Below are 23,765 nucleotides of genomic sequence, written 5' to 3'. Positions count from 1 at the left end.
ATGCTCAAAGTACAAAATTTAAGTAAATATTACGGAAGTAGAAAAGCTCCGGTCGTAGGCTGTAAAAATATTTCGTTTGAATTAAAAACAGGTGAAATAACTTCGCTTCTAGGTTTAAACGGTGCCGGCAAAAGCAGTATCATAAACTGCATTTCAGGCTATTATACTCCGGACGAAGGAGGCGCTTTTATAGGCCCATATTCCATATTAAATAACGGCATCGAAGCAAAAAAACTTATAGGCATCCTATATGAGCAAAACCCTCTTTATTCAAATATGACAGTTTATGATTTTTTATATTTTGCAGGTCAAATGCACGGAATAGAAAAAAATAAATTGAATGACGCTTTAAATGAGGTAATCGATTTTTGTGAAATAAATGAAGTAAAAAATAATTCAATTAAAAGTTTGTCTAAGGGCTTTAAGCAGCGTGTAGGGCTTGCTCAAGCTGTTTTACATAATCCTCCTTTGATTATTTTAGATGAACCTGCTTCAGGTTTTGATTCTGTTCAGGTAAAAGATTTTGAAAAAAAAATATTGCGTATTGCAAAAGAAAAAACTATTTTGATATGCACCCATGATTTAAGACAAGCTGCAGAGCTTTGCTCAAATCATATTTTACTTAATAAGGGAGAAATAATAGCCGAAGGTAATCTTTTAGAAATAAAAGAACAATTACAGGCTGAAGGCTGTGAGTTTGATTCGGAAATAAATTATTCCGTATTGGAAAAAGCCTTTGAATTTTTTGCGGGGATAAATAAAAATGAATTTAGAAAAAACTGATAAAAAACTTATTTTTTTATTGCAAAAAAAGAATTTAAGATGATGTATAAAAGTTCTCCTTTTTATGCTTCTTCTCTTTTTTTTCTAACGAGTGCGGGTATTGCTTTCATCGGTTCCGATTCGTGGTTTAACGCAGGCTTGTCGGATCTAAAAACTTTTTTTTTAAACATGCCTATATTGTTTTGCATTGTGATTCCGATGCTGACGATGAGTGTATGGAGTGATGAAAAAAAGCAATTTACCGATAAATTCTTGTTTTCTCTGCCGGTCTCAATACGCTATATTGTATTGGGTAAATATTTAAGCCTTATTTTAAGCTGGTCTATTATGATCGCTTTAAGTCTAGTAATACCGCTTTCCGTTTTTTCATTGGCTTATTTTGATTCCGGTTCTTTTTTTGTTTCTTATATTTCTATGTTTTTATTCGGTACGGGTATTATTTCCATTTCTCTAGGACTTTCGGCTGTAAGCGGTAAATCTGAAATTAATTTTTTGCTTTCATTTTTGACGGTTTTATTTTTTACCCTTATTTACCCTTTAACAAAAAATTTAAATCTTCCGTTATTGCTGAATACGATTATAGGTTATTTTTCTTTTAGCCCTCATTTTGAATCGGCTGCACGGGGACTGTTTGATTCCAGAGACCTTATCTTCTATTTAATTTTAGTTGTTTTAGGAATTGAGTTGAATGTTTTTATTCTAACAAAACAAAGGGATGTAAGATGAAAAAAGAATATAAGTTTCAATTTTTTCTTTTTGTTTTGATGCTTATTTTAATTTCTCTTGTTTCTTCAAAAGTATATTTTAGACTTGATATGACAAAAGAAAAAAATTACACCTTGTCAAATTACACAAAAGAATTATTGGTCAATCTTGAGAGTTCCGTAAAAGTAACTTGGTTTAAAAGTTTAAATGTTGATAGTTTTTTTCCTTCATTAAAATATTTAAATGATATGTTATCGGAATATAAATTATATTCCAAGGGAAATTTTGATGTTGTAGTAACAGATACTTCAAGCCTTTCATCCGATGCAATAAGCAGGATAGGACTTGTTCCGCGTGAAATAGAAGCTCAGGATAATGCCGTAAAGATAATTCATAAATTATATTCGGGTCTTATGGTAGAATATATGGGACAAACAAGAGTTATCCCCTTTATCGACGATATTGATACATTAGAGTATGACCTCGCAAGATTTATTTTGAGTATGAGGGATGATGCTTTGGGGAATACCCAAGCGGAAACAATTTTTCTTATTGCAGATCCTGCTTTGCTTGCAACCGATTATTCTTATGTAATTCCTTGGCTTGAATATGCAGGTTTTAATGTTTTACCTCTGGAATTACCTGTAAACAACATACCCGCCGAGTTTCCGCTTTTGGTTATAGGATCCGATTATATAGATTATTCTTCCGCTGCTGCGATAGATATGTTTTTACAAAAAGAAGGCAAGGCTGTTTTTTTGTTTCGGGAAATAAGGTTGATGTAAAGGGGTCTTGGAAAGCAACTCCTAAAATAAATGATGCCTTATTGGATGTTCTTTCACATCACGGTTTTTATATAAATGCCGATATGGCCTTGGATTTAATAAATAACTTCCGTATTACGATGTCCCAAGTCGATAATAATGGCACAAAGTTAATCAATTATCCTTTTTGGATTCAGCTTCCTTTAAGCGGTATTAACCGAGACCATCCTATATTTGCAGCTTACAGGTCATTGATTTCTTTTTGGCCTTCTTCAATCGATTTGGATTTAAATAAAAACACCGAGCTTGTTCCTTATGCACTTACAGGTAAAAACTCTTTGACGGTTTTTGATTCTTACAGCACCGATCCTCTTGAAAATCATTTAAAAAAATTTGAAGATGCGTCTTTTAAGCCTTCGGTAATTGTTGCAGGGCAGACAAAGCCTTCCCGTATCTTGGTTATAAGCGATGAGTATATGATAAGCAGGGCAATAGATTACACCGGTTCTACATACAATATGGATTTTATGGTAAACTGTTTGGAATATGTTTCTTTAAAAGATAATCTTCTTTTATTAAAAAACAAAAAACATTCTCCTCCGCCCTTTAAACACTTTGAAGATAGGGAAAAAATGACAAGCCTTATATTTAGAGCAAGATTAATTTCTATCATACTTCTTCCTCTTTCTATTTTTATTGTAGGTCTTTGCGTTTTTGTAAAACAAAGGAGATTAAAGTGAAAAACTTTTTTAAACTAAAAAAATATACTCAAATTTTGATTTTTGCAAATATTTTTTTTCTATTAAGTTTGATTTTTTTAAATATTCCAAAAAATGAAGCTAATGTTTTTAACATCTCCTTTGTTTTAAAACAAAATATAGAAAACATATACGAAATTGTTTTTACTATTCCCGATAATTCTCTTCCTCCGCGTTTTAACGAGTTAAGACTTATCAAAAAAAAAGATAAGTTTATTTTAAGTACTCAATCGGGAGAATATAAGGTCCAGCCCGCCTTAATTGAAAGATTTTTTTCGGTTTTAAGTACTAAACAAAATTTTAAATTTGTAAGCAATGACATAAAGCAATATATTAATTTCGGCTTGGATGAAGATCATGCCGCCCGCCTACAGCTATTACGTTCAGATAAAACTATAATAGGTGATTTTGTTTTCGGAAAAAACGATACTCTAGGGATAAACCGTTATGTCCGAATAGATGCCCGAACAAAAATTTTTATTATGCCCGATGTCTTAGCTTCTTTTTTAACCGTAAAAACAAATTTTTGGCTTGACTTACAAATTTATAAATACAGATTTGAAAATAACTCAATTCAACTTATCGAAAAAAACAAACAGCTTATCACCCTTTCGGATAAAAATAAAGAAAAAATTGACGAATTGGAAACATTTTTAAAACAATTTTCATGTATAGATATTTTTCCCGCATTTCCGATTACTAATTCGGAAACTCAAGAGCTTAATTTAACTTTAGGTACGGGAGAAAAAATAAATATTTTTCTTACACCGATGGAGAGCGGCGATTTTATTCTGTTTGATTCAGGCTTCAGTAATTCTTATGTCATAAGCGGATACACAAAACGCCGCATCGATTCCATTTTAGATTCTATTTTTGAAGATTCTAAAAACTGATGCTGTTAATTGCAGTATCGGTTAGAAGTTTTTCGATATTGTTTATACAAAGCTCCAAATAGTTTTCAGGCACAGGTGCTTTTTTCCAAGGATGGGTTAAGGCACTTGAACTGTTTATTCGTATAAGGGATAAATCGCAGCCTGTATTTTTAAGAACTTCCATTACCGTTTTTGCATCCCCTCCTTGGGAGCCGACTCCCGGAATCAGCATGGGAACCTCTCCTGCTTGAGCATAAATATCTGAAATTACTCTTAACTCTTCCATTCCCGTAGCTCCTACAACGGCCCCCGTTCCCGGAAATTCCTTTGCATAAAAAGCAATTTTTTTTGCAACATGGATATAAAGCTCCGAATTATTTTTGCTTTCAGAATCCGTTTTAAGATTTTGAAAATCCTTTGCCCCGGGATTACTTGTCCGGTTTAAAATATAAGCTCCCTTATCCGAATATTTTTCAGAAATAAAAGGAAGAATAGAATCGCTTCCCATGTAGGGACTTACCGTTAAAGCATCCGCCTTCCAGCCGTCAAATGCTTCGATAGCATAGTTAAGACTGGAGCGGGCAATATCTCCACGCTTTGAATCGAGGATCACAGGAATGCCGGAAAATTTTTTTTCGATTAGGGATAAAATTTCTGCAAGGCTTTCAGAACCAGAAAAATCCTTTTCTCTGGGTTTATCAAGAGCCGAATAATAACCTATATTCGGTTTAAAAGCTGCCGGAACTAAATTTCTTTCCTGCATCTTACCGAAAAGCTCTTTAAAAAAGTTTACAAGATTATCCTTTACTCTTCCCGTTTTATTTGGAACAGCTTCAAAAATAGGGTCTAAGCCCATACATGCGCAGTTATTTGTTTTTTCTGCCGAAGTTTTTAATAAATCGATGTAGTTCATATACGAGTAAGTTTAGCCTAAAACGGAAAATGTGTCAATTTGAGCTATAGATTTTTTCTTACGAATTTATTATATTTAAAAAATTATGTTAATTACTTTTAAAGAACTGGGACTTGACGATATAGTCCTGCAAGCAGTTGAAGCCAAGGGTTTTGAAGAACCTACTCCTATTCAGGTTTTGGCTATTCCCCGTCTTCTTTCAGGAGAAGCAAATGTTATCGCTAAGGCCCGGACAGGAACGGGAAAGACGGCCGCTTTCGGCCTTCCTCTTGTGCAGGAGCTGCGTTCAAATACCGGAAAGGTGAGAGCCCTTATTTTAGTTCCTACCAGAGAGCTTGCCGTTCAAGTTGCCGGTGAACTTGAGTCTTTTAGGATTGAAGAATATCCCCGTATCACAACCGTTTACGGTGGAGCGGCGATAGGCCCTCAACTCAGAAGTCTAAAAACCGGCGTTGAAATAGTTGTAGGAACACCCGGCCGCGTAATGGATCATCTTGAACGGGGCTCCCTAAAAATTGAAGATATAGAATATTTTATTTTGGATGAAGCCGATGAGATGCTTAATATGGGCTTTATCGAAGACATAGAAAATATCTTTTCACAGGCAAATCCTGAAGCCCGTGTTTTAATGTTTTCGGCGACGATGCCCAAGCAGATACTAACTATAGCTTCCGACTTTATGGGGGACTATGAAATTGTCGAAGAAGAACCTCAAGAAGAAAGAGCATCTTTAACGGAACAATTTTTTTGGGTCGTAAGGGAAGGGGATAAAACCGAAGCCCTTGTCCGTCTTATAGATACAAGCCCTGACTTTTACGGCCTCGTATTTTGCCAAACAAAAATCGATGCCGATGATGTTGCAAAGGAGCTTGACGAAAGGCATTATGAAGCTGCCGCCCTCCACGGAGATATTCCTCAAAGCCAAAGGGAAAAAATATTGGAACGCTTTAGATCGAAAAAGACCCGCATTTTGGTCGCAACAGATGTAGCCGCACGGGGTATAGACATCGAAGGCATTTCCCATGTTGTAAACTATGCAATTCCTTATGACGGGCCGACTTATACCCACCGTATAGGAAGAACGGGACGAGCCGGAGCGGCAGGGATTGCCGTCAGCTTTGTACGGCCTAATGAGGTAAAAAGAATAGAGTACCTGCGCAAGCATGCCCGCGGAGAATTAAAAGAAGGTAAAATTCCTTCAATCGAGCAAGTCATCGAAATCAAACGTACACGTATCTTAAAAGAGACGGCTGCCCAAATCGAAAAAAAGATGAATGAAGAAAAACCTGAACAGGGCTTTGCCGCCTTTGCAAATAAGCTCACCGAATACGGAGATGCCCAAACAGTCCTCTCCTTTATTCTTCAAATGCAGTACGGCTCATTTTTATCGCCTGCACATTATAAAACAATAAAGCCTGTGCGCTCCGAAGGGAGGGCTCGAAAATCGGATGACGATTTTTTGCGCCTTTATATAGGTGTAGGCCGAAAGGACGGCATTACAAAGCGCAAACTTGCCGAAATGCTAAGCCGTCTTCTTTCAATACCTGAGAGGCTTGTAGATGATATAGAGGTTATGGATAAGTTTTCCCTTGCGACAATGCCTAAAAATGCCGCAAATGATGCTCTGCGCCTTTGTAAAAAGAAAAGAGGCCTGCCTCATATGCATATTGACATAAAAAGCGAAAGCCCCAAATCTTCGGGCCGTATCGGCAAAGGCAAACTGGGGCAAAAACGGAAAAACGGAACACAAAGGAAAAAAGAAAGTCTAGGTTCCGCCTCAAAGTATAAGCGGAAATAGTTTTTGTTTTTGCCTTGACAATATTCTATTCTATACGCTATAATCTAAATCACAGGAGTTGTTTTATGAGTGTTATAAAAGGAATTGTGCAGGATAGAAATAAACAGCCTGTCGGTTATGCTAAAGTTGCTCTTTTAACGGAGAGGTTTGAAGTTATCATCAGCGGTGAAGCTGATGAAGCAGGCTGTTTCCGTTTGGAAGCTGAATCAAAAAAGTATCCTTATTTTATCGCTTCAAAAGGATTTCATCAAAAATTTCTTGATTTTTGGGGTTACAATATAGATTTACGAAATGACCTTGAGATAAACCCTGTGCTTGGTAAAACAGAAATTTTTAGTTTGATATTTTTCCCTTCTTTGGATACGGATAATACTATGATGGTTTATTTTAGGCCAATGAGCTTAAAACTTATTTTAGAAGAACAAAAATCTATAGCTCCGGAGCTGAGCACCGATGATATAACCGTTTCCATCAACGGAGATTTTTATGAAATTATTACAATGAGGGTTATAAGCGAAACGGTTAATAAAGGAGTTGAACCTATAAAGGCCTATGCCTTAAAAATAATGTTGGATGGTATTGAATTCGACGGAAAAAATAAACTTGAAATAAGTGTTATAAAAGATGACGGGTACGGCGAAGCCGTTTTATTTTTCTAAATATAGGTTTTTAAATAAGATTGATTTATGATAGATTCCCATGTTCATCTTAGAGACGGTCTTTTGTCCGAAAAAGAAACCATAGTCCATGCTTTGTCCTTAGCCTGCCCCGCAGGTTTTACGGCTTTCTTTGATATGCCGAATACAAATCCTCCGCTTACATCCGGAAAAGCCGTCCTTGACAGGTTTGCCCTTGCAGAAAAATCCATAAAGGAGGCGGGCTTTCCTGCCTTTTACGGCGTTTACGGGGGGCTTACTTCAGATTCTTTACAGATAGAAGAGATGGTTTTGTTCTACAAAAAAAATTTTCCTAGAATAGTCGGCTTTAAAATGTTTGCTGGCCATTCGACCGGAAACATGGGCATAGTTGAAAAAGAAGAGCAGAGGAAAGTCTATGCCTCTCTTAAAAAATTCGATTACAGGGGTGTTCTTGCAATTCATTGCGAAAAAGAAAGCCTTATGAATAATTCTATCTTTGATATTGAAAATCCTCTTACTTACAGCCTTGCCCGCCCTCCCATTGCCGAAACCGAATCCATAAAGGATCAGATTGAACTTATGCAAAGCGAGGGCTTTAAGGGACACCTTCATGTCTGTCACATAAGTACAAAAGAGGGCATAAGGCTCGTTTCCGAGGCAAAAAAAAGAGGCCTTAACATTTCGTGCGGGGCTACGGCTCATCACGCCCTCTTAAACACTGATGCTTATAAAAAATCGGGTATCTTTGTAAAGATGAACCCTCCCTTGCGTGAAAAAGAAGAGCAAGAAGCCGTGTTTAGCTCTCTTATCTCAGGCGGGGTTGATTGGATTGAAAGCGACCACGCCCCCCATACATATGAAGATAAGAAAAAGGGAGCTTCAGGTATTCCGGGATTTGCCGGTTCGCTGATTCTTTTAAAAGAACTACGTAAGGCCGGCTGCTCCGAAAAAAGGCTGGACGAACTTTGCGGCAAGGCCGTAAACCGGATTTTTAAACTTAATTTGGCTTATAAAGTTCCCTCAAATACCGAAATTGAAGCTTCTCTTCCAAGTTTAAGAGCCGGCTATCCCTTTGATGCCTTTGAGTTTATGTAATTTCTTTTTTTATTTTGCTTGCTATTTTCTTTGCGAAGTTTAGCGCAAACTCAACAGTTCCCTGCGGTTCAATTAAAAAACCGTATCCCCTCTTGAAGCTATATCATCCTTGTGATACAATGAAATACTGTACTTTAGGAGCAAGAGTATGAGATGGAAGAATAAAAAAATACCCGAAGGGGAGTTTATGGAGATGAGAGAAGAGATTCTCCAAACATGGCCCACGGGAAAGGATGTTGACTTAAAAGAGTCTATCGATTATTTAAAGAAGATCCCGCCTGAAAAAAACTTTGCAATCAAACTTGAACAAGCGGACAAAGAAGGTATCACTACGGCCCAGCCGCGAGCCGGTGTTCCCCTTTTGGATGAACACATCAATCTATTGAAGTTTTTACAGGATGAAGGAGGCGCCGACTTTTTACCGAGCACCATTGACGCTTATACGCGTCAAAACCGGTATGAAGAAGGAGAGGCCGGTATTGAAGCTTCAAAGAGGGCAGGGCGCTCTCTTATGAACGGTTTTCCTGCCGTAAACTGGGGTGTAGGCCCATGCCGCCAAGTTTTGGAAGCTGTAAATCTTCCCTTGCAGGCAAGACACGGAACCCCCGATGCCCGTCTTCTTTCCGAGATCATTCATGCCGGAGGTTATACCTCGAACGAAGGCGGTGGAATAAGCTATAATGTTCCCTATGCAAAAGCCGTTTCAATCGAACACAGCATCATGTGTTGGCAATATGCCGACCGCCTCGTAGGATTTTATGAAGAAAACGGAGTTCACATTAACAGGGAACCCTTCGGCCCTCTTACAGGAACCCTCGTTCCTCCTTCGGTTGCTATCGCCGTAGGCGTTATCGAAGCCCTATTGGCCGCAGAGCAGGGCGTAAAGAGCATTACCGTAGGTTATGGTATGTGCGGAAACATGACGCAGGACGTTGCAGCCGTTATTTCTTTAAGAGAAATTACAAAGGATTACATGAAAAAATTCGGCTACAAGGATACGTGCATCACTACGGTTTTCCACCAATGGATGGGAGGCTTCCCTGCCGATGAGTCCAGGGCATACGGCCTTATTTCATTGGGAAGTACCACGGCTGCCCTTTCCGGAGCTACAAAGGTAATCGTTAAGACCCCGCATGAAGCTTTCGGTATTCCTACCAAAGAAGCGAATGCAGGAGGTATAAAGGCTACTAAGATGGTTCTAAACCTTTTGAAGGGACAGCGTTATCCCGATTCAAGGGTACTCGCTCAAGAGATTGAGCTTATCAAGGCAGAAACAAAGTGTATTATGGACAGAGTTTATGAAATAGGAGGCGGCGACTTGGTTGAAGGCACTATCAAGGCCTTTGAAGCCGGTGTAATCGACATTCCATTTGCTCCCTCCCAGTACAATGCCGGAAAGGTAATGCCTGCCCGAGACAATGACGGATGTATCCGCTATCTGATGCCGGGAAATCTTCCCTTTACAAAGGACATTCTCGACTTTAACAGGGAAAAACTTGAAGAAAGGGCCAAGGCCGATAAGAGGGAGGTTGACTTCCAAATGTCGGTTGATGACGTTTATGCCGTAAGTTCCGGCGTTCTCGTAGGAAGACCGGCTAAACACTAAAATTATCTTAGGAATTAGGAGATTCGATAAACATTCCGGCTTGAGATACAAGCCTCCATGTTTATCTAAGGAGTATTAAAGATGAAAATTATTGATGTTGTTTGCGCAGAAGGCAAAACAGGTTTTTATTTTGATGACCAAAAGGCTATCAAAATGGGTGCAGGACATGACGGATTTTTTTATACTGGAAAACCCGTAACCGAGGGCTTTACCTCAATCAGACAAGCAGGCGAAGCTATTTCCGTTATGTTTATTCTTGAAGACGGACAGGTCGCTTATGGAGACTGTGCTGCAGTACAGTATTCCGGAGCCGGCGGACGCGATCCTCTCTTTTTGGCAAAGGACTTTATCCCCGTAATTGAAAAGGATATAAAGCCCCTCTTTGTAGGAAAAGAAATTACAAACTTCAGAGAGATGGCTAAGACCTTTGAAGAGCACAAGGTAAACGGAAAAAGAATGCATACGGCTTTACGCTACGGCATATCTCAAGCTATTCTCGATGCCGTTGCAAAGTCTCAGCACATAACGATGGCCGAAGTTGTTGTAAAAGAATACAAGACCGGCTGTAAAATAAAGAGAATCCCGATCTTTACCCAATCAGGAGATGACCGCTACTTAAATGCCGATAAGATGATTATCAAGCAGGCTGAAGTTCTTCCCCACGGTCTTTTTAACAATGTTGAAGAAAAAACCGGTAAAAACGGAGAAAAACTTTTAGAATATGTCAAGTGGCTCAAAAACAGGGTCGAAACTATGAGAACCCGCAAGGACTACAATCCCATCTTCCATATTGACGTATACGGTACAATTGGAGACTTTACAAATAACGATGTTCCCAAGATGACAGCTTATCTTAAAACACTGGAAGCTGCTGCTTCTCCCTTTAAACTTAGAATCGAAGGCCCCATGGATATGGGAGACAGGGAAAAGCAAATGAAGGCGCTGGCAGCTCTCACAAAGAGCCTTGACGATAACGGCGTAAAGGTAGAGCTTGTTGCAGATGAATGGTGTAACACCCTTGAAGACATTCAATACTTTGCAGATAACCGCGCAGGCCACATGATTCAGATTAAGACCCCCGACCTTGGCGGAATTAACAACACGATTGAAGCTATTCTTTACTGCAAGGAAAAGGGAGTAGGTGCCTATTGCGGAGGCACATGTAACGAAACCAACCGCTCGGCAGAGGTTATCGTAAACTGTTCCGTTGCAGCCGGAGCTGCCCAGCAGCTTGCAAAACCCGGTATGGGTGTTGACGAAGGCTATATGATCATCAATAACGAAATGAATAGAATCGTTGCCCTAGCCAATAGGAAATAAGTTTTATTAGGAGTTTCGATAAACAGTTCGGTACAAATGGTGCCTCACTGTTTATCTATGATTATTTATTAGGAGTTTCGATAAACATTACGGCTTGAAATACAAGCCTCCATGTTTATCTTCGAGTTTGCCTTGCAGGCAAACATCGTGTTATTGTATGTAGTTTTGCATTCCGCAAAACTACTCGAAAAAACTTTTTTCAGGATTTGATAATCCTTCAAAAACTTTTTTAAGGAGTAGGTTTATGAAGAATTTTAAGAAAATTTTCTTTGTGCTGGCCATGCTTTTGGCAGCTGGCACAATGGTTTTTGCAGGAGGGGCAAAAGAAGCAAGCCTTCCCTCGGTTGACTTAACGATGGATAGGGCAGGAGACCCCGTTGTCTTACCTGCGAAAGTAGAAAAAATTGTTTCTATGGCTCCATCGACTACCGAAATCCTAATCGATTTAGGAGTAGCCGACAAGATTATTGCCGCCGATACCAACACTCAAAAGGACGGACTTTTAAAACAAGATATTCCATATTTCGATATGATGAAGCCGGATGCGGAAAAACTTATCGCCCTAAAACCGGATGTAGTTTTTATTTCGGGTATGTCAAATTCAAAGGGAACTACGCCTTTTTCTCCTTTAATTGATGCGGGTATCTGTGTTGTCAACATTCCCTCATCCTCGAGTATCGATGCTATTTATCTTGATATTGCATACATAGCTGCCGTCGTAAAACAAGAAGGAAAGGGAGCAAAAATTATTGCAAACATGAAAAAGGAAATTGAAGCTATCCGAAAGAAAGGTGCTTCTATTGCTGAAGATAAAAAGAAAACCGTTTACTTTGAAATAGGGGCCGCTCCTTATATGTACAGCTTAGGTACCGGAACCTTTATCAATGAGATGATCGAAATCATAGGAGCTAAAAATATTTTTGCCGATCAAAAAAATTGGATAGCCGTTTCAGAAGAAATGGTTTTGGCTAAGGATCCCGATATAATTTTGACGAATGTAAGTTATATTCCTAATCCCATTGATGAAATAATGGCCAGATCGGGATGGACTTCCCTTAAAGCCGTAAAGGGCAAAAAGGTTTTCGGCATAGACAATAATTCTTCTTCAAGACCGAATCATAACATTATAAAGGCCTTAAAAGAAATGGCTAAAGCCGTTTATCCTGAAATTTATAAATAATGAAACTTCAATTCAAGCTTGCAGGCTCGGTTGCAGCCTGCATCCTTGTTCTCATCTTGGGGGTAGGAATAGGCTCGGTCTTTGTTCCGCCCCAAGATATTATCAAAATCATCTTTTCAAAAATAGCTCAAAAAGAAATTTACGGTATTCAAGAAACCTTTGCTGCAATAGTTTGGAACGTGAGGCTGCCTAGGGTTCTGGTTGCTTTTTTGGCAGGCGGGTCCCTTGCCGTAAGCGGTGCTGTAATGCAAAGCATCTTAAAAAACCCTTTAGCTTCTTCTTACACTATGGGCGTCTCATCGGGAGCGGCTCTCGGAGCGGCCATTGTAATTTTGACGGGCTTTTTTCTTCCTTTGATACCTGCATTTACTCTTCCCCTTGCAGGAACAATTGCAGGCCTTTTTACGGTTTATGTTTCAGTAAAATTTGCATCTTTGATCGATAAAAATTTTGAAAACTCTACAATCATTTTGACCGGTATAGTTTTTTCTCTTTTTATAAACGGAGTTATAACCGTCATAATTGCTCTTAACCGGAATGGAATGGCCCGTCTCATATTTTGGCAGATGGGGAGTTTTGCAGGCCAGAATATAAAGAACTTTAATCTATTACTGCCGATCTGCGCAGCCGGAACTTTTATTCTTACAGCCCTTTCAAACGAGATGGATTTACTTACATTCGGCGAAGAGCAGGCTAAGACTATGGGTGTAGATACAAAAAAAGTTAAATGGACTCTTTTGTTTTTGGCCTCTGCCCTTACGGGAACCGTAATTTCCTTTGCAGGCATAATCGGGTTTATCGATTTGATTTCTCCTCATATCGTAAGAAAAATATTCGGAGCGAAGCATAAGATAGTGATTCCCATGTCGTTTTGTATAGGAGGCACTGCAATGGTTCTATGCGATATGACGGCAAGAACTGTTATGTCCCCCCAAGAGCTTCCGGTGGGTGCAATCACGGCCCTCGCCGGTGCTCCGTTTTTTTTCTATGTTTATTTTAAGGGACGGAGGAGAAATTAAATCTTATGGATTATCCTTTAGTAGATGTAAAATCGGTTTATGCGGGATATTCAAAAATTCCTGTTTTAAAAGATATTTCTTTTTCTGTTTTAAAAGGAGAGAGCCTTTGTATTTTAGGGCCTAACGGCTGCGGAAAGACGACTCTCTTAAAAACTCTTGCCGGTCTTATCGGTTATTCTGGCGAAATTCTTTTAAACGGTCAAAACTTAAAAAATATCAAGCGTAAGGATATAGCAAAAAAAATAGCTGTTTTAAGCCAAGTTTCTTCAATATATTTTTCATATTCCGTTTATGACACCGTTATGATGGGAAGATATGTTCACAGAGAAGGCGGCTCTTTTCTTTCCGTTTCAAAAAAAGACAGGGCCTATGTCGAAAAATGTTTAAGGGCTGTTGACATTTGGGAGTTGCGTGAAAAGAAAATAGATGAACTTTCAGGCGGACAGCTTCAGCGGGTTTACTTGGCGCGTACTCTTGCCCAAGAACCCGATCTTATCTTACTCGATGAACCTACAAATCATCTGGACTTAAAAGCCCAAACCGAACTTATTCTTTTTTTAAAAGAGGTTTGCAAAAAAGAAGATAAAACCGTCATAGGTGTATTCCACGATATAAATTTGACCCTTCAATTTGCCGATAAACTTATTTTTTTAAAAGACGGTACAATACAAGCCTCAGGAAAAAAAGATGAGATTTTAAACAGAGAAATTTTACAATCCGTTTACGGAATGGATGTAGCCGAATGGATGAAAAATTCTTTTAATTTATGGCTTACGGTTTTTTAGGTTGCAGGTAAACGGTTCCCTGATGAATTTAAATATTGTAAATCATGCAATTCTTCCGTGTTAAGCTCGGTAAGCATATTTGAACTGCAATCAAGGCTTTGCAAATGTAGTGTGTTTGTTAAATTAAGTTTTGTTAACAAATTTTTACTGCACCACAGATGTTCCAATGCCGTTAATCCGGTTAAGTCCAGTTCGGTAAGTTTATTTTTTTCACAATTTAAACTGGTCAAATTTTTCAGTTCGGTTAAATTGAGTTTATTTAACAAATTGCTACCGCACCAAAGGTATTCAAGTGAAGTTAAGCCTTCAAGGTTTAACACTTCAAGTTTATTGTTATTACAACCAAGCCGTTTTAAAGAAGACATATTTGGTAAGTTTAAATCTGTAATTAAATTTGCAGAGCACCATAAAAATTCCAAAGCCGATAAATCGGCAACATCCAAACTTGAAAGCCTATTATATCTGCATGCAAGTACTTTTAAGTTATTTAAGCCTTTAATGTTTAATTCGGTAAGGTCATTACCGCTGCAATTAAGTTTTTCTAAGTTTTTTAGACCCAGCACGTTTAAACTTTTAATTTGGTTCCCATAGGTATAAGGGTTACCACCGCAGTTAAATTCAATAATATTACCTCTTAAAATTATTAAAGAAGATTTAACACTTAAAGTTGATTCAGTTCCGCTTTCAATTATAGTTTCTGCACAGCCCTCGACCTCTACACAGGAGTTATCTGCCGTTTCAACATAAACCGTAATTGTTTTCTTTTCGGAGTCGATTACAAAAGAAGTGCCTCCGTCAATAATAGTACTTGTTTCCATAAAGTTTCTCCTTTACTTGCATATAATAAGCTGTATGTAAAATAAAATTATTGAAATGGTTGAATGGACATGTCGTCAGACAGGTCGTCAGACGTGCATATATATATGAAGAAAGTTGTTTGTTTTTGTGTGTTTCTAAAAATTTGACTGCCATTTTGATAAAACATCTTGAGCCTCACAACTTTCGAGAGTATATCATATCCTAAAATACAATGCAAGTGATCTTGTAAAAATCTAACAATGTTTTTAAAGATGTCCTTTAGATTGTCAATTTCTTTTTTTTCTGTTATACTATGTTTATGAGTAAGATTAGAAAAATGCCGATAGGTGTTCAAAGTTTTGAGGTTCTACGTAAAGAAAATTTTATTTATGTAGATAAAACAGAACTTATTTGGAAATTAGTAAACGAAAGCCGAGTCCACTTTTTAAGCCGTCCGCGCCGTTTCGGGAAAAGCCTTTTACTTTCTACACTAAAAGCCTACTTTCTAGGTCAAAAAGAACTCTTTAAAGGCTTAGCCATAGAGAAATTTGAAGAAGCCGAAAAGAAAAAGCGAGAAATCTGGCAGGAATATCCCGTGCTCTATTTGGATTTTAACACAGGCATTTACGATACAAAGGAAGGCCTTTTAAATAGATTAAATTCCTTTTTGCAGGAATATGAAAAAATATATGGAAGTACGGGGCTTGATCTGCCCGACCGCTTTCAAAATTTGATAAAGGCTGCCTACGAAAAAACCGGCAGGCAAGCTGTTATTCTCATCGATGAATATGATAAGCCCCTTCTTCAAACGATGTGGAAAGATGAGGCCTTAAACGAAACCTACCGCACAATCCTTAAAGGCTTTTTCGGAGTTATAAAAAGTGCAGACCAGTACCTCCGCTTTGCATTTTTAACCGGAGTTACAAAATTCAGCAAGATCAGCATATTCAGCGATTTAAACAACTTAAGGGATTTGAGTTTATTGTCGGATTATTCGGCTATCTGCGGTATCTCGCAAGAAGAACTTGAAGCCGATTTTAAACCTGAAATTAAAAATCTTGCAGAAAAAAATAACTTGACTTATGATGAAGCTCTTGCAAAATTAAAGCAGAGATATGATGGCTATAAATTTTCTGAAACCGGAACGAATATGTATAATCCATTCAGCTTGCTAAATGTTTTTGCTGACGGAAGAATGCGTGACTACTGGTTTGCGACAGGTACTCCGACCTTTTTGGTAGAATACTTAAAAAAGGCTTATTACAATATTCCCGACCTTGACGGAAATATTCAGCTTGATGAGCAGGGTCTTAATGAGTATAGAGCTGATCCTATTCTCCCTCTGCCAATATTGTTTCAATCCGGATATTTGACAATCAAAGACTATAATGACTTTGCGGGTCTTTACCGTTTGGGATTTCCTAACGATGAGGTGCGTTACGGTTTTTTACATAACCTTATGCCCGCCTACACTTCGATAAGGGCTGACAAAACAGGGCTTTCGATTTGGGAATTCTACGAGCAGATTGAGGCGGGAGATGTAGACGGGTTTATGCAAAAGATGAAGGGAATAATATCGGGCATTCCTTATGATAACTTAACCGAAAAAGATTTAGTCTTACGTGAACAAAATTATCAGACAGCGGTTTATCTTGTGTTTGCTCTTATGAATCAGTTTGTGCACACTGAAGTTCATTGTGCAACCGGACGGGCCGACTGCATTGTTGAATTTAAAGATAAAGTTTATATTTTTGAATTTAAGCTTACCTCAAATGAAACGCCGGAGAATGCCGTAAAACAAATCAAAGAGAAAGGCTATGCAGACAAGTACTCGGGAAGAGGTAAAAAAATAATTGCAATCGGTTCTAGTTTTGACGAAGAAAAACGGACTATCAAGGACTGGAAGACTGAGGCTATAATTTAAGTGCGGCAATTACTTCATACTCAATTTTTAGGTCAACGTTTTACGCCTACTTGAAGTCTTTTCAAATTGAATGTATAGTAATTATTAATATATTGAGTATGCTTCCCAATAAATTTTTATCGTGAGAGAGAGTATGAGTCAAACGTGTAATCATGAATGTGAAGGTTGTAATTTAACTTGCAATGAAAGAACTGCTGCGCCGAACAGTTTTATTGAGCGTCCTAATAAACTAAGCAGCATTAAAAAAGTTATCGCAATTATAAGCGGGAAGGGCGGGGTAGGAAAATCTCTTATTACTTCCTTGTCTGCGGTACAATCCCAAAAAAAAGGCTATCAATGTGCTATCCTTGATGCCGATATTACAGGGCCGTCAATTCCTAAGGCCTTCGGAATATCCGAAACTGTCGTAGGAAACGATTCAGGTATTTTCCCTGCAAAGACTAAAACAGGGATTGACATTATGTCGGTTAATTTGCTTCTTGAAAACGAAACCGATCCTGTTATATGGAGGGGGCCTGTAATTGCCGGAACTGTAAAACAATTTTGGACGGATGTTATTTGGAAGGACATTGATTTTATGTTTATCGATATGCCTCCCGGAACCGGCGATGTTCCTCTCACCGTTTTTCAATCCATACCTGTAGACGGTATTATTGTGGCGACTTCTCCTCAAGAACTTGTTTCAATGATAGTTGCCAAGGCTGTCAATATGGCAAAAAAAATGAACATACCAATAATCGGTTTGGTTGAAAACTTTTCGTATTTTACTTGTCCCGATAACGGAAAAGATTATCATATTTTCGGAGAAAGCGGCATTGATGAAATAGCTTTAGAGTACGGTATTCCGGTTCTTGCAAAACTTCCTATTGATCCTGAAATTGCGAAGGCTTGCGATAAAGGCAAAATAGAAGATGTTGATGCACCATGGTTCAATCCTATTGTTGAATGTATCGCAAAACTTTAATTTTAAGGAAGGCTTATGGCAAAAAAGAAAACAGGAGACCTTGCACACCGCTGCAACAACTGCGGTTACACTCAAGCCCGCTGGCTAGGCCGATGTCCCGAATGCGGCGAATGGAATACCTTTGAAGAGGTTACAATCAATCAAGATTATTCCGCAACCGAAAGAAGCATTGCAGAAAAATTTGTAAAAGAAGCTCATTCCGTTCCTCTTGATGCTATTGAAGCAAATGATGCCGTCCGCCTTTCTACGGGGATTGCGGAATTTGACAGGGTGCTGGGAGGTGGTGCCGTAAAGCGTTCGGCAATTTTAATCGGAGGAGAGCCGGGCATAGGAAAATCGACACTGCTCTTACAAGCTGCTTCGGCCTCTTCTTCGGGCTCCGTAAAAAAAGTTCTGTATGTTTCGGGAGAAGAATCGGGCGGACAAATCCGTTCCCGTGCCGACAGACTGAATCTTCCTTTAAAAAATATTGAACTTTTATGCACTTGCAGGTTGGAAGATGTAGAGAGAGTTTTAAACAAGGTAAATCCCGTTTTTGTTATAATCGATTCAATTCAAACTATGTATTCCGCAGATGCCGGAGCCGTTCCGGGAACTATAAATCAATTAAAGCTATGTGCTCACGAGCTTGTATCTTGGGTTAAAGAGAGGGACAGCGTTTTGTTTTTAACTGCCCATGTAACAAAGGACGGAAACATAGCGGGGCCTAAGGTTCTCGAACACCTCGTGGATACGGTCATTTCCTTTGAGAGAACAGAAGACGATGTGCGTTTTTTGCGTGCCCTAAAAAACCGCTTCGGCTCGGTTGACGAGCTTGGAATTTTCTCGATGGATGAAAGCGGTTTAAAAGCCATAGATGACCCGTCTTCATTATTTATTACTAATCGGACAGGGCCTCTGCCTGCGGGCTCTGCTGCCGTTCCCGTCTGCGAGGGGAGCCGTGTTTTTATGGTAGAAATACAGGCTCTTACGGTTCCTGCCAAGGGCGCGGTTACAAGGGTCTTTTCGGACAAGATAGATTCCGCCCGCGTCAGCCGCATCGCCGCCGTTTTGGAAAAAAGAATAGGCTTACAATTTTCGGATCAGGATATTTATGTAAACGTTGCAGGAGGTATAAGGCTTAAAGAACCCGCCGCCGACCTCGCCATAGCACTTGCTCTTTATTCCGCCCGTGCAAATATACCTGCTCAAAAAGAAGGAGCCTACATAGGCGAATTAAGCCTCGCAGGAGAAATCCGAAGCGTCAAAAAATTAAAGCAAAGAATCAAAACCGCCCAAAGCATGGGCTTTACAAAAGTCGTGTCGCCTCCTCCTTCCGATTCTGAAGCGGGAGACATAAACATCTCACAGCTTTTTAAAGCGGAAGATTTAAGCTCGGCAATCAAAAAGGTGTTTGGGTAATTTTATGCATGAGCAGAATTTATCTTAATCTTGTTTCTTTAGATTTTTTTGAAAGTAAATCAACAACCCCGATGCTCTGCGTCGGGGTTGTTGATTGGTTCATGATTTGGTATTGTAATTGGGTTGATCTATAATTATATATGCTTGTATATTTGATGTCAATATAAAATTTTACATTGACAGAGGAAATGCAATGACATGTCGAATCGAAAAAGTTGACATTGCCAATATATTTATTTATAATATACAAAAAGGAGTTACTACTATGGCACAGACAAACATAAATATCCGTATAGATGAGGACTTAAAAAACCAGTTTGAAGCTTTTTGTTCCGATATTGGAATGACAATGACAACAGCATTTTGCGTGTTTGCAAAAGCGGCGGTTAGGAAACAAAAAATACCGTTTGAAATATCAACAGATCCATTCTACAGTGAAAGTAACATGGCTCACTTACGCCGCGGAATTGAAGCTCTGAACGCCGGAAAATGGGTAGAACATGAGCTTATCGAGGCGGGCGAATGAAAAAAATATGGTTTGATGAAGCTTGGGAAGATTATGTGTATTGGCAAACACAAGATAAGAAAACAATAAAGCGTATCAACATGCTGGTTAAAGATATTGAACGTAGAAACTTTGACGGTATAGGAAAACCGGAACCCCTAAAAGGCGAGTTGAGCGGGTTTTGGAGCCATCGTATTGATGAAGTGAACAGGCTTGTGTACCGTGTAAGCAAAAATACTCTAGAAATTCTATCCTGCCGTGGACATTACGAGGATTAATCGAAATGAGGTTATATATAAATACAAAAAAATATCTATAGATGAATTTATTTACCGAATTAAAAGGCTGTCCCATTTGGGGACAGCCGACAGTTCATTCGGCCCTTGTGTTATCGGTTATTTTAAATTGGTTTTGAACCATTCAAACGGTTGATATTTGTGTGGAAACATGCTATACTATACCGTAATGATAGACAAAGGCTCCGCCGGCAGTTACAAACATTCTCACAAAAAAAGTACAAAAAGTTTTGAAAAACACTTGACACAATATAAAGTATCGGGTAAAATTCACAGCCTCACAGCCTCACAGCCTCACAGCCTCACAGCCTCACAGCCTCACAGCCTCACAGCCTCACAGCCTCACAGCTAAGGCCTTATCATGCCTAAATGAAATTTTCACAATAAAGACTAATTACTCAAATCATGCCCAAAGACAGCCTGTCAGTCAAATACCGGCTTTCTGTCCTTGGGCTTTTTTCATACACCGTTTAATAAAACCGCAAGGGGCACAAAGAGCTGAGCTTTGCTCAAGTTCGCAAAGGAATAATCGGAATGTCCTACGGATTGAGACAATTCAATCCAATGGATAATGTGTAATGGGTATTTGATGATAAAGACCGCGCTAAAAGTGCTTGGAATCATTTGACAAGAGAATTCAGAGCTGTTCACGGTTTAGGAGGCGATGCAGCAGAGGACAACTTTTTTTGGGAATGGACAAAGAATTATGGAGGCAGCTATTGTACTAACATAAGATATGCAGGCGGACAAATATTTGAGTATTGCTTTAAGGGTAAGGGGGCTAAACATAATCCTTTTGATGGGGGGCTTGTTACAAGCAAAGATGCCTATGTCCGTCCATACCTGCCATAAAACTATAAAGACAAGGAGACTTTTAGTATGAAAAAAAGCATTTTAATTTTAGTATTTTGCCTAATCGGTTTGTTGTGTTTTGCTCAAGAAGACGGAACCTCGCCTATGTACTATTGGGAGTACACCAGCCCCGTAACCTTAAACGGTAAAAAATTTTATGGTTCAGAAGCCGACTGGGGTAATAATAGTAGTTTTGCCGATTCTTATAGGGAGCAGGACGGCTATGCTCTTGTTTTAGGGCGCAAACTGCACTACTGGCTTTATGATACAATAACATATCACAATGGAAATGCTTCAGACATATATGATAGAGTTATTCCGAATTGGGTAGAACGGCTTGGCTATGTTATTGATTTTGATAATATTCGTGTTAACAATAACAATACGGCTTTAGCAAATTCCGTGAAAGCCTTAATGAAACAGCGGGGCTGTGATATAAGTGTTACGCTTTGTACAAGCACTAATTGGGATACCAATGTAGATTTTGTAATAATAAATGAATATCTTACAAATAAAAAACAGTATAAAATAACTATTTACTATTTGTATAAATAGGAGATGTGAGAAATACTATGAAAACTTTTAGTGTTTATGTTCATCCTCATGGTGAGGATATTCAAGCCGTAAAAAACGGCTGGTCATGGCCTGCTTTTTTACTGGGTGAGTTTTGGGCTTTTTATAAAAATTTATTTTTAGCCGCCATTATAGCTATAATTATTGATTTTATACTCATTCATGATTATTATTATGATTATTATATTATCGACAACTCATATCTTTTTGCTATGTCGATAATAAGTGCAATAGTTTTCGGTTTACAAGGAAACGGCTGGGTAAAGGAAAGATTGAGAAAACAGGGGTATGTCTACAAAGGTTCTGTTCCGGCAGCAGATGCTGATACCGCAATACTAAAATACCAATCCATCAGAAACAAAAAACAACAAAAAGCCGCATTCACAGAAAACCCTGCAAACAGTCCCGAACCCGAAAAAGACCCTGCCTGTGCTGCAAAACCGGAAATCGTTCAGGACGAAATATTGGAAGAAGTAAGTATTCCTCAACCTGATGATGAGGCCGATTTTAAAACCTGCCCTTATTGCGGCGAGAAAATACGGAAAGTTGCTATCTTATGCAGGTACTGTCATAGTAAGTTATCGGATCAATGTATAGATAGTTGATTGTTATACTACATATCTTTTACTCCATATACCATTTCCCCAAAATAATGTATAATTGGTCTAGCCTAAAAATCTAATTCGATTTTTAGGCTAGACTGTCGAGTTTTCATAAGTCTTTAAGACTTATGAAAAACATCGCAAACAGATTTAGGAGGCTTTAATACTTATGAAGTTATTGATTATTTCGGACGGGCATGGGGATCTTGAAAAACTAAAAAAGATAAAACCTGTTGCCGATGGGGTTGATGCCCTTATTTTCGGAGGGGACTTTGCTGCTTTTAAAAAGATTGAAACGGGGGCTCCTTTTTTAAACGAGCTTTTAAAGATTCATAAAAATATTTTTGCCGTGTTGGGGAATTGCGATGCTCCTGAGTTTGAAAAAAAATTAAAGGATGCCGGTGTTTCGATTACGGGCGAGGTAAAAAATTTTGAAGGGCTTATCTTTGCTGGTTCCGGGGGCGGAAGTAAATTTACAGGAATGACTCCTTACGAAAGAACCGATGAAGAGCTTGTAAAAGACTTGACCGATGCCTTTGAAAAAGCAAATATTACCGAAGCCGGTAACTTGGTTTTGGTTTGTCATAATCCTCCGCATGGGGCCAAGGTCGATAAGGTGGCTCCCATGGTGCATGTGGGCTCAAAGGGTATCACTGCCTTTATCGAAAAGCATAAGCCTCTTTTGGTTGTGTCTGGGCATATTCACGAGTCCTTTGCGGTAGATAAAATCGGCGAAACCGTTTTGGTAAACCCCGGTGCCCTGATGGAAGGCCGCTATGCTCTTGCCGATATTACAAAAAACGAAAAGGGTTTTGAAGTTTCTGTAGAGTTAAAAACCTTGGATTAAGGCTTTTCGATTATGAGAAGGTGCCTTTCTTTTTTTAAAAAGGGAACATCAAGTTTTTCTATTTTATAGTTTAGACCTTCTTTTTTGATAAGCTCCGTCTCTTCATTTATTTTTTCTTCCATGGCCTTGTATAAAAATAATTTACCCTTAGGCTTTGCAAGATTTAAAAGGGTGTTTAGGATGTGCTTATCCAAGGTGCGGAAGGCTCTGCAAGTTACAATATCAAATTTATTTTGAGGGGCTTTTTCGGCTTCGCTTTCGATAATCTCGGTGTTATTTAATTGGAGAACCGCTTTGATGTTTTCTAAAAATGTGCATCGCTTTTGCATTCTTTCAATTAAAGAAAGTTTTACATCTAAATTGCCTAAAGAAATAAAGAGAGCTGCAAGGGGAACCCCGGGAAAGCCCGCTCCGGTCCCGGCATCGGCAATATAAAAAGACTCACTTGTAAGAAGAGCTTCATTAGTATTTTTGGTTTCGGCATTGTTGAGTGCGGTTTTGCTTTCAGTATTTTTGGTTTCGTTATAGAAAAAATGCCAAGCCGAAAGGGAATCTAAAACATGGGAGACGATTAATTCTTCATCGCCCTTAACCTTCACCAAGTTAAATGAGGCATTAAACATTTTAAGCTCCCGCATATAAATGTTTAAAAGTTTAGAAAGCTTATTATGAGCCTTTTCGTTTATGCCTAATTCTTTTAAGCCCTTTAGTAGAAGGCCATCTGATAAAAAGTCCTTTGATAAAAGTTTATCGGTGTCCATTTTTTA

At 38.7% G+C, this 23,765-nt stretch carries 23 protein-coding genes and 1 pseudogene; 21 read left to right on the top strand and 3 right to left on the bottom strand.

Annotation, left to right across the window (positions count from 1 at the left end; genetic code table 11):
- The 4 genes and pseudogenes from JO40_RS01075 to JO40_RS01060 all read left to right on the top strand — a co-directional run bounded on the left by JO40_RS01075 (position 1) and on the right by JO40_RS01060 (position 3,903).
- A complete protein-coding gene (locus JO40_RS01075; protein ID WP_044977500.1) occupies positions 1 to 783 on the top strand; it encodes an ABC transporter ATP-binding protein in 783 nt (260 codons plus the stop codon).
- Between the two features lie 39 nt (positions 784 to 822).
- On the top strand, positions 823 to 1,509 hold the full coding sequence (locus tag JO40_RS01070) for an ABC transporter permease (RefSeq protein ID WP_044977498.1): 687 nt from the start codon (positions 823 to 825) through the stop codon (positions 1,507 to 1,509).
- Positions 1,506 to 2,992: pseudogene (locus JO40_RS15135) on the top strand (GldG family protein). Before JO40_RS01070 ends, JO40_RS15135 begins: the two are co-directional and overlap by 4 nt.
- Positions 2,989 to 3,903 (top strand): DUF4340 domain-containing protein, encoded by a 915-nt coding sequence (locus tag JO40_RS01060; protein WP_044977495.1) that lies wholly within the window; start codon positions 2,989 to 2,991, stop codon positions 3,901 to 3,903. Before JO40_RS15135 ends, JO40_RS01060 begins: the two are co-directional and overlap by 4 nt.
- On the opposite strand, the gene pyrF is transcribed toward JO40_RS01060, so the two are convergent.
- A complete protein-coding gene (gene pyrF / locus JO40_RS01055; protein WP_044977493.1) occupies positions 3,893 to 4,795 on the bottom strand; it encodes an orotidine-5'-phosphate decarboxylase in 903 nt (300 codons plus the stop codon). The genes JO40_RS01060 and pyrF overlap by 11 nt on opposite strands.
- Before the next feature lie 85 nt (positions 4,796 to 4,880).
- Between pyrF and JO40_RS01050 the strand changes: the two genes are divergently transcribed.
- The 8 genes from JO40_RS01050 to JO40_RS01015 all read left to right on the top strand — a co-directional run bounded on the left by JO40_RS01050 (position 4,881) and on the right by JO40_RS01015 (position 14,236).
- Positions 4,881 to 6,593 (top strand): DEAD/DEAH box helicase, encoded by a 1,713-nt coding sequence (locus tag JO40_RS01050; RefSeq protein ID WP_044977491.1) that lies wholly within the window; start codon positions 4,881 to 4,883, stop codon positions 6,591 to 6,593.
- A gap of 65 nt (positions 6,594 to 6,658) precedes the next feature.
- On the top strand, positions 6,659 to 7,252 hold the full coding sequence (locus JO40_RS01045; protein WP_044977490.1) for a carboxypeptidase-like regulatory domain-containing protein: 594 nt from the start codon (positions 6,659 to 6,661) through the stop codon (positions 7,250 to 7,252).
- A 27-nt stretch (positions 7,253 to 7,279) separates the two neighbouring features.
- Positions 7,280 to 8,326, top strand: a complete 1,047-nt coding sequence (locus JO40_RS01040; protein WP_044977488.1) for a dihydroorotase — start codon at positions 7,280 to 7,282, stop codon at positions 8,324 to 8,326.
- Positions 8,327 to 8,474: 148 nt separating this feature from the next.
- Positions 8,475 to 9,932 (top strand): methylaspartate mutase subunit E, encoded by a 1,458-nt coding sequence (locus tag JO40_RS01035; RefSeq protein WP_044977486.1) that lies wholly within the window; start codon positions 8,475 to 8,477, stop codon positions 9,930 to 9,932.
- Between the two features lie 81 nt (positions 9,933 to 10,013).
- Positions 10,014 to 11,252: a methylaspartate ammonia-lyase gene (locus tag JO40_RS01030; RefSeq protein WP_044977484.1), complete on the top strand. Its 1,239-nt coding sequence runs from the start codon at positions 10,014 to 10,016 to the stop codon at positions 11,250 to 11,252.
- Between the two features lie 244 nt (positions 11,253 to 11,496).
- Positions 11,497 to 12,432 carry an ABC transporter substrate-binding protein gene (locus tag JO40_RS01025; RefSeq protein ID WP_044977482.1) on the top strand — a complete coding sequence of 312 codons (936 nt, stop codon included), beginning with the start codon at positions 11,497 to 11,499 and terminating at the stop codon, positions 12,430 to 12,432.
- Positions 12,432 to 13,451 carry a FecCD family ABC transporter permease gene (locus JO40_RS01020; RefSeq protein ID WP_044977480.1) on the top strand — a complete coding sequence of 340 codons (1,020 nt, stop codon included), beginning with the start codon at positions 12,432 to 12,434 and terminating at the stop codon, positions 13,449 to 13,451. The genes JO40_RS01025 and JO40_RS01020 overlap by 1 nt, the downstream gene beginning before the upstream one ends.
- A 5-nt stretch (positions 13,452 to 13,456) precedes the next feature.
- Positions 13,457 to 14,236 (top strand): ABC transporter ATP-binding protein, encoded by a 780-nt coding sequence (locus tag JO40_RS01015; RefSeq protein ID WP_044977478.1) that lies wholly within the window; start codon positions 13,457 to 13,459, stop codon positions 14,234 to 14,236.
- On the opposite strand, the gene JO40_RS01010 is transcribed toward JO40_RS01015, so the two are convergent.
- Entirely contained in the window at positions 14,233 to 15,054 is an 822-nt protein-coding gene (locus JO40_RS01010) for a leucine-rich repeat domain-containing protein (RefSeq protein WP_044977476.1), read from the bottom strand. The genes JO40_RS01015 and JO40_RS01010 overlap by 4 nt on opposite strands.
- A gap of 299 nt (positions 15,055 to 15,353) precedes the next feature.
- Between JO40_RS01010 and JO40_RS01005 the strand changes: the two genes are divergently transcribed.
- The 9 genes from JO40_RS01005 (at position 15,354) to JO40_RS00960 (ending at position 22,998) form a co-directional block, all read left to right on the top strand.
- Positions 15,354 to 16,958: an ATP-binding protein gene (locus JO40_RS01005; protein WP_044979651.1), complete on the top strand. Its 1,605-nt coding sequence runs from the start codon at positions 15,354 to 15,356 to the stop codon at positions 16,956 to 16,958.
- 133 nt (positions 16,959 to 17,091) lie between these two features.
- The gene (locus tag JO40_RS01000) at positions 17,092 to 17,922 is read left to right on the top strand and encodes an Mrp/NBP35 family ATP-binding protein (protein WP_044977475.1); all 831 of its coding nucleotides are present in this window, start codon (positions 17,092 to 17,094) and stop codon (positions 17,920 to 17,922) included.
- A 15-nt stretch (positions 17,923 to 17,937) separates the two neighbouring features.
- On the top strand, positions 17,938 to 19,323 hold the full coding sequence (gene radA, locus JO40_RS00995) for a DNA repair protein RadA (RefSeq protein ID WP_044977473.1): 1,386 nt from the start codon (positions 17,938 to 17,940) through the stop codon (positions 19,321 to 19,323).
- Positions 19,324 to 19,588: 265 nt separating this feature from the next.
- Positions 19,589 to 19,849: a type II toxin-antitoxin system RelB/DinJ family antitoxin gene (locus tag JO40_RS00990; RefSeq protein ID WP_044901942.1), complete on the top strand. Its 261-nt coding sequence runs from the start codon at positions 19,589 to 19,591 to the stop codon at positions 19,847 to 19,849.
- Entirely contained in the window at positions 19,846 to 20,106 is a 261-nt protein-coding gene (locus JO40_RS00985) for a Txe/YoeB family addiction module toxin (protein ID WP_044977471.1), read from the top strand. The genes JO40_RS00990 and JO40_RS00985 overlap by 4 nt, the downstream gene beginning before the upstream one ends.
- Before the next feature lie 642 nt (positions 20,107 to 20,748).
- Complete coding sequence (locus JO40_RS00975; protein ID WP_044977467.1) at positions 20,749 to 20,976, top strand: hypothetical protein; 228 nt, start codon at positions 20,749 to 20,751, stop codon at positions 20,974 to 20,976.
- A 27-nt stretch (positions 20,977 to 21,003) separates the two neighbouring features.
- The gene (locus tag JO40_RS00970; RefSeq protein ID WP_044977464.1) at positions 21,004 to 21,531 is read left to right on the top strand and encodes a hypothetical protein; all 528 of its coding nucleotides are present in this window, start codon (positions 21,004 to 21,006) and stop codon (positions 21,529 to 21,531) included.
- A gap of 17 nt (positions 21,532 to 21,548) precedes the next feature.
- Positions 21,549 to 22,154, top strand: a complete 606-nt coding sequence (locus tag JO40_RS00965; protein ID WP_044977463.1) for a DUF2628 domain-containing protein — start codon at positions 21,549 to 21,551, stop codon at positions 22,152 to 22,154.
- Between the two features lie 166 nt (positions 22,155 to 22,320).
- Entirely contained in the window at positions 22,321 to 22,998 is a 678-nt protein-coding gene (locus JO40_RS00960) for a metallophosphoesterase family protein (RefSeq protein WP_044977461.1), read from the top strand.
- Here JO40_RS00960 and rsmG read toward each other — a convergent pair.
- Complete coding sequence (gene rsmG, locus JO40_RS00955) at positions 22,995 to 23,759, bottom strand: 16S rRNA (guanine(527)-N(7))-methyltransferase RsmG (protein WP_044977460.1); 765 nt, start codon at positions 23,757 to 23,759, stop codon at positions 22,995 to 22,997. The genes JO40_RS00960 and rsmG overlap by 4 nt on opposite strands.
- Positions 23,760 to 23,765: the final 6 nt, after the last annotated feature.

Origin of the sequence: Treponema putidum, assembly GCF_000755145.1 — a bacterium.
Taxonomy (GTDB): domain Bacteria; phylum Spirochaetota; class Spirochaetia; order Treponematales; family Treponemataceae; genus Treponema_B; species Treponema_B putidum.
Note: the sequence above shows the minus strand (reverse complement) of the source record. Positions and strands in the feature narration are given on the sequence as shown.

Excerpts from the sequence above, each read along its gene's own strand:
- JO40_RS01075 (WP_044977500.1), top strand. The coding sequence starts at position 1 with ATGCTCAAAGTACAAAATTTAAGTAAATATTACGGAAGTAGAAAAGCT.
- JO40_RS01070 (WP_044977498.1), top strand. The coding sequence starts at position 823 with ATGATGTATAAAAGTTCTCCTTTTTATGCTTCTTCTCTTTTTTTTCTA.
- pyrF (WP_044977493.1), bottom strand. The coding sequence starts at position 4,795 with ATGAACTACATCGATTTATTAAAAACTTCGGCAGAAAAAACAAATAAC.
- JO40_RS01050 (WP_044977491.1), top strand. The coding sequence starts at position 4,881 with ATGTTAATTACTTTTAAAGAACTGGGACTTGACGATATAGTCCTGCAA.
- JO40_RS01045 (WP_044977490.1), top strand. The coding sequence starts at position 6,659 with ATGAGTGTTATAAAAGGAATTGTGCAGGATAGAAATAAACAGCCTGTC.
- JO40_RS01040 (WP_044977488.1), top strand. The coding sequence starts at position 7,280 with ATGATAGATTCCCATGTTCATCTTAGAGACGGTCTTTTGTCCGAAAAA.
- JO40_RS01035 (WP_044977486.1), top strand. The coding sequence starts at position 8,475 with ATGAGATGGAAGAATAAAAAAATACCCGAAGGGGAGTTTATGGAGATG.
- JO40_RS01030 (WP_044977484.1), top strand. The coding sequence starts at position 10,014 with ATGAAAATTATTGATGTTGTTTGCGCAGAAGGCAAAACAGGTTTTTAT.
- JO40_RS01025 (WP_044977482.1), top strand. The coding sequence starts at position 11,497 with ATGAAGAATTTTAAGAAAATTTTCTTTGTGCTGGCCATGCTTTTGGCA.
- JO40_RS01020 (WP_044977480.1), top strand. The coding sequence starts at position 12,432 with ATGAAACTTCAATTCAAGCTTGCAGGCTCGGTTGCAGCCTGCATCCTT.
- JO40_RS01015 (WP_044977478.1), top strand. The coding sequence starts at position 13,457 with ATGGATTATCCTTTAGTAGATGTAAAATCGGTTTATGCGGGATATTCA.
- JO40_RS01010 (WP_044977476.1), bottom strand. The coding sequence starts at position 15,054 with ATGGAAACAAGTACTATTATTGACGGAGGCACTTCTTTTGTAATCGAC.
- JO40_RS01005 (WP_044979651.1), top strand. The coding sequence starts at position 15,354 with ATGAGTAAGATTAGAAAAATGCCGATAGGTGTTCAAAGTTTTGAGGTT.
- JO40_RS01000 (WP_044977475.1), top strand. The coding sequence starts at position 17,092 with ATGAGTCAAACGTGTAATCATGAATGTGAAGGTTGTAATTTAACTTGC.
- radA (WP_044977473.1), top strand. The coding sequence starts at position 17,938 with ATGGCAAAAAAGAAAACAGGAGACCTTGCACACCGCTGCAACAACTGC.
- JO40_RS00990 (WP_044901942.1), top strand. The coding sequence starts at position 19,589 with ATGGCACAGACAAACATAAATATCCGTATAGATGAGGACTTAAAAAAC.
- JO40_RS00985 (WP_044977471.1), top strand. The coding sequence starts at position 19,846 with ATGAAAAAAATATGGTTTGATGAAGCTTGGGAAGATTATGTGTATTGG.
- JO40_RS00970 (WP_044977464.1), top strand. The coding sequence starts at position 21,004 with ATGAAAAAAAGCATTTTAATTTTAGTATTTTGCCTAATCGGTTTGTTG.
- JO40_RS00965 (WP_044977463.1), top strand. The coding sequence starts at position 21,549 with ATGAAAACTTTTAGTGTTTATGTTCATCCTCATGGTGAGGATATTCAA.
- JO40_RS00960 (WP_044977461.1), top strand. The coding sequence starts at position 22,321 with ATGAAGTTATTGATTATTTCGGACGGGCATGGGGATCTTGAAAAACTA.
- rsmG (WP_044977460.1), bottom strand. The coding sequence starts at position 23,759 with ATGGACACCGATAAACTTTTATCAAAGGACTTTTTATCAGATGGCCTT.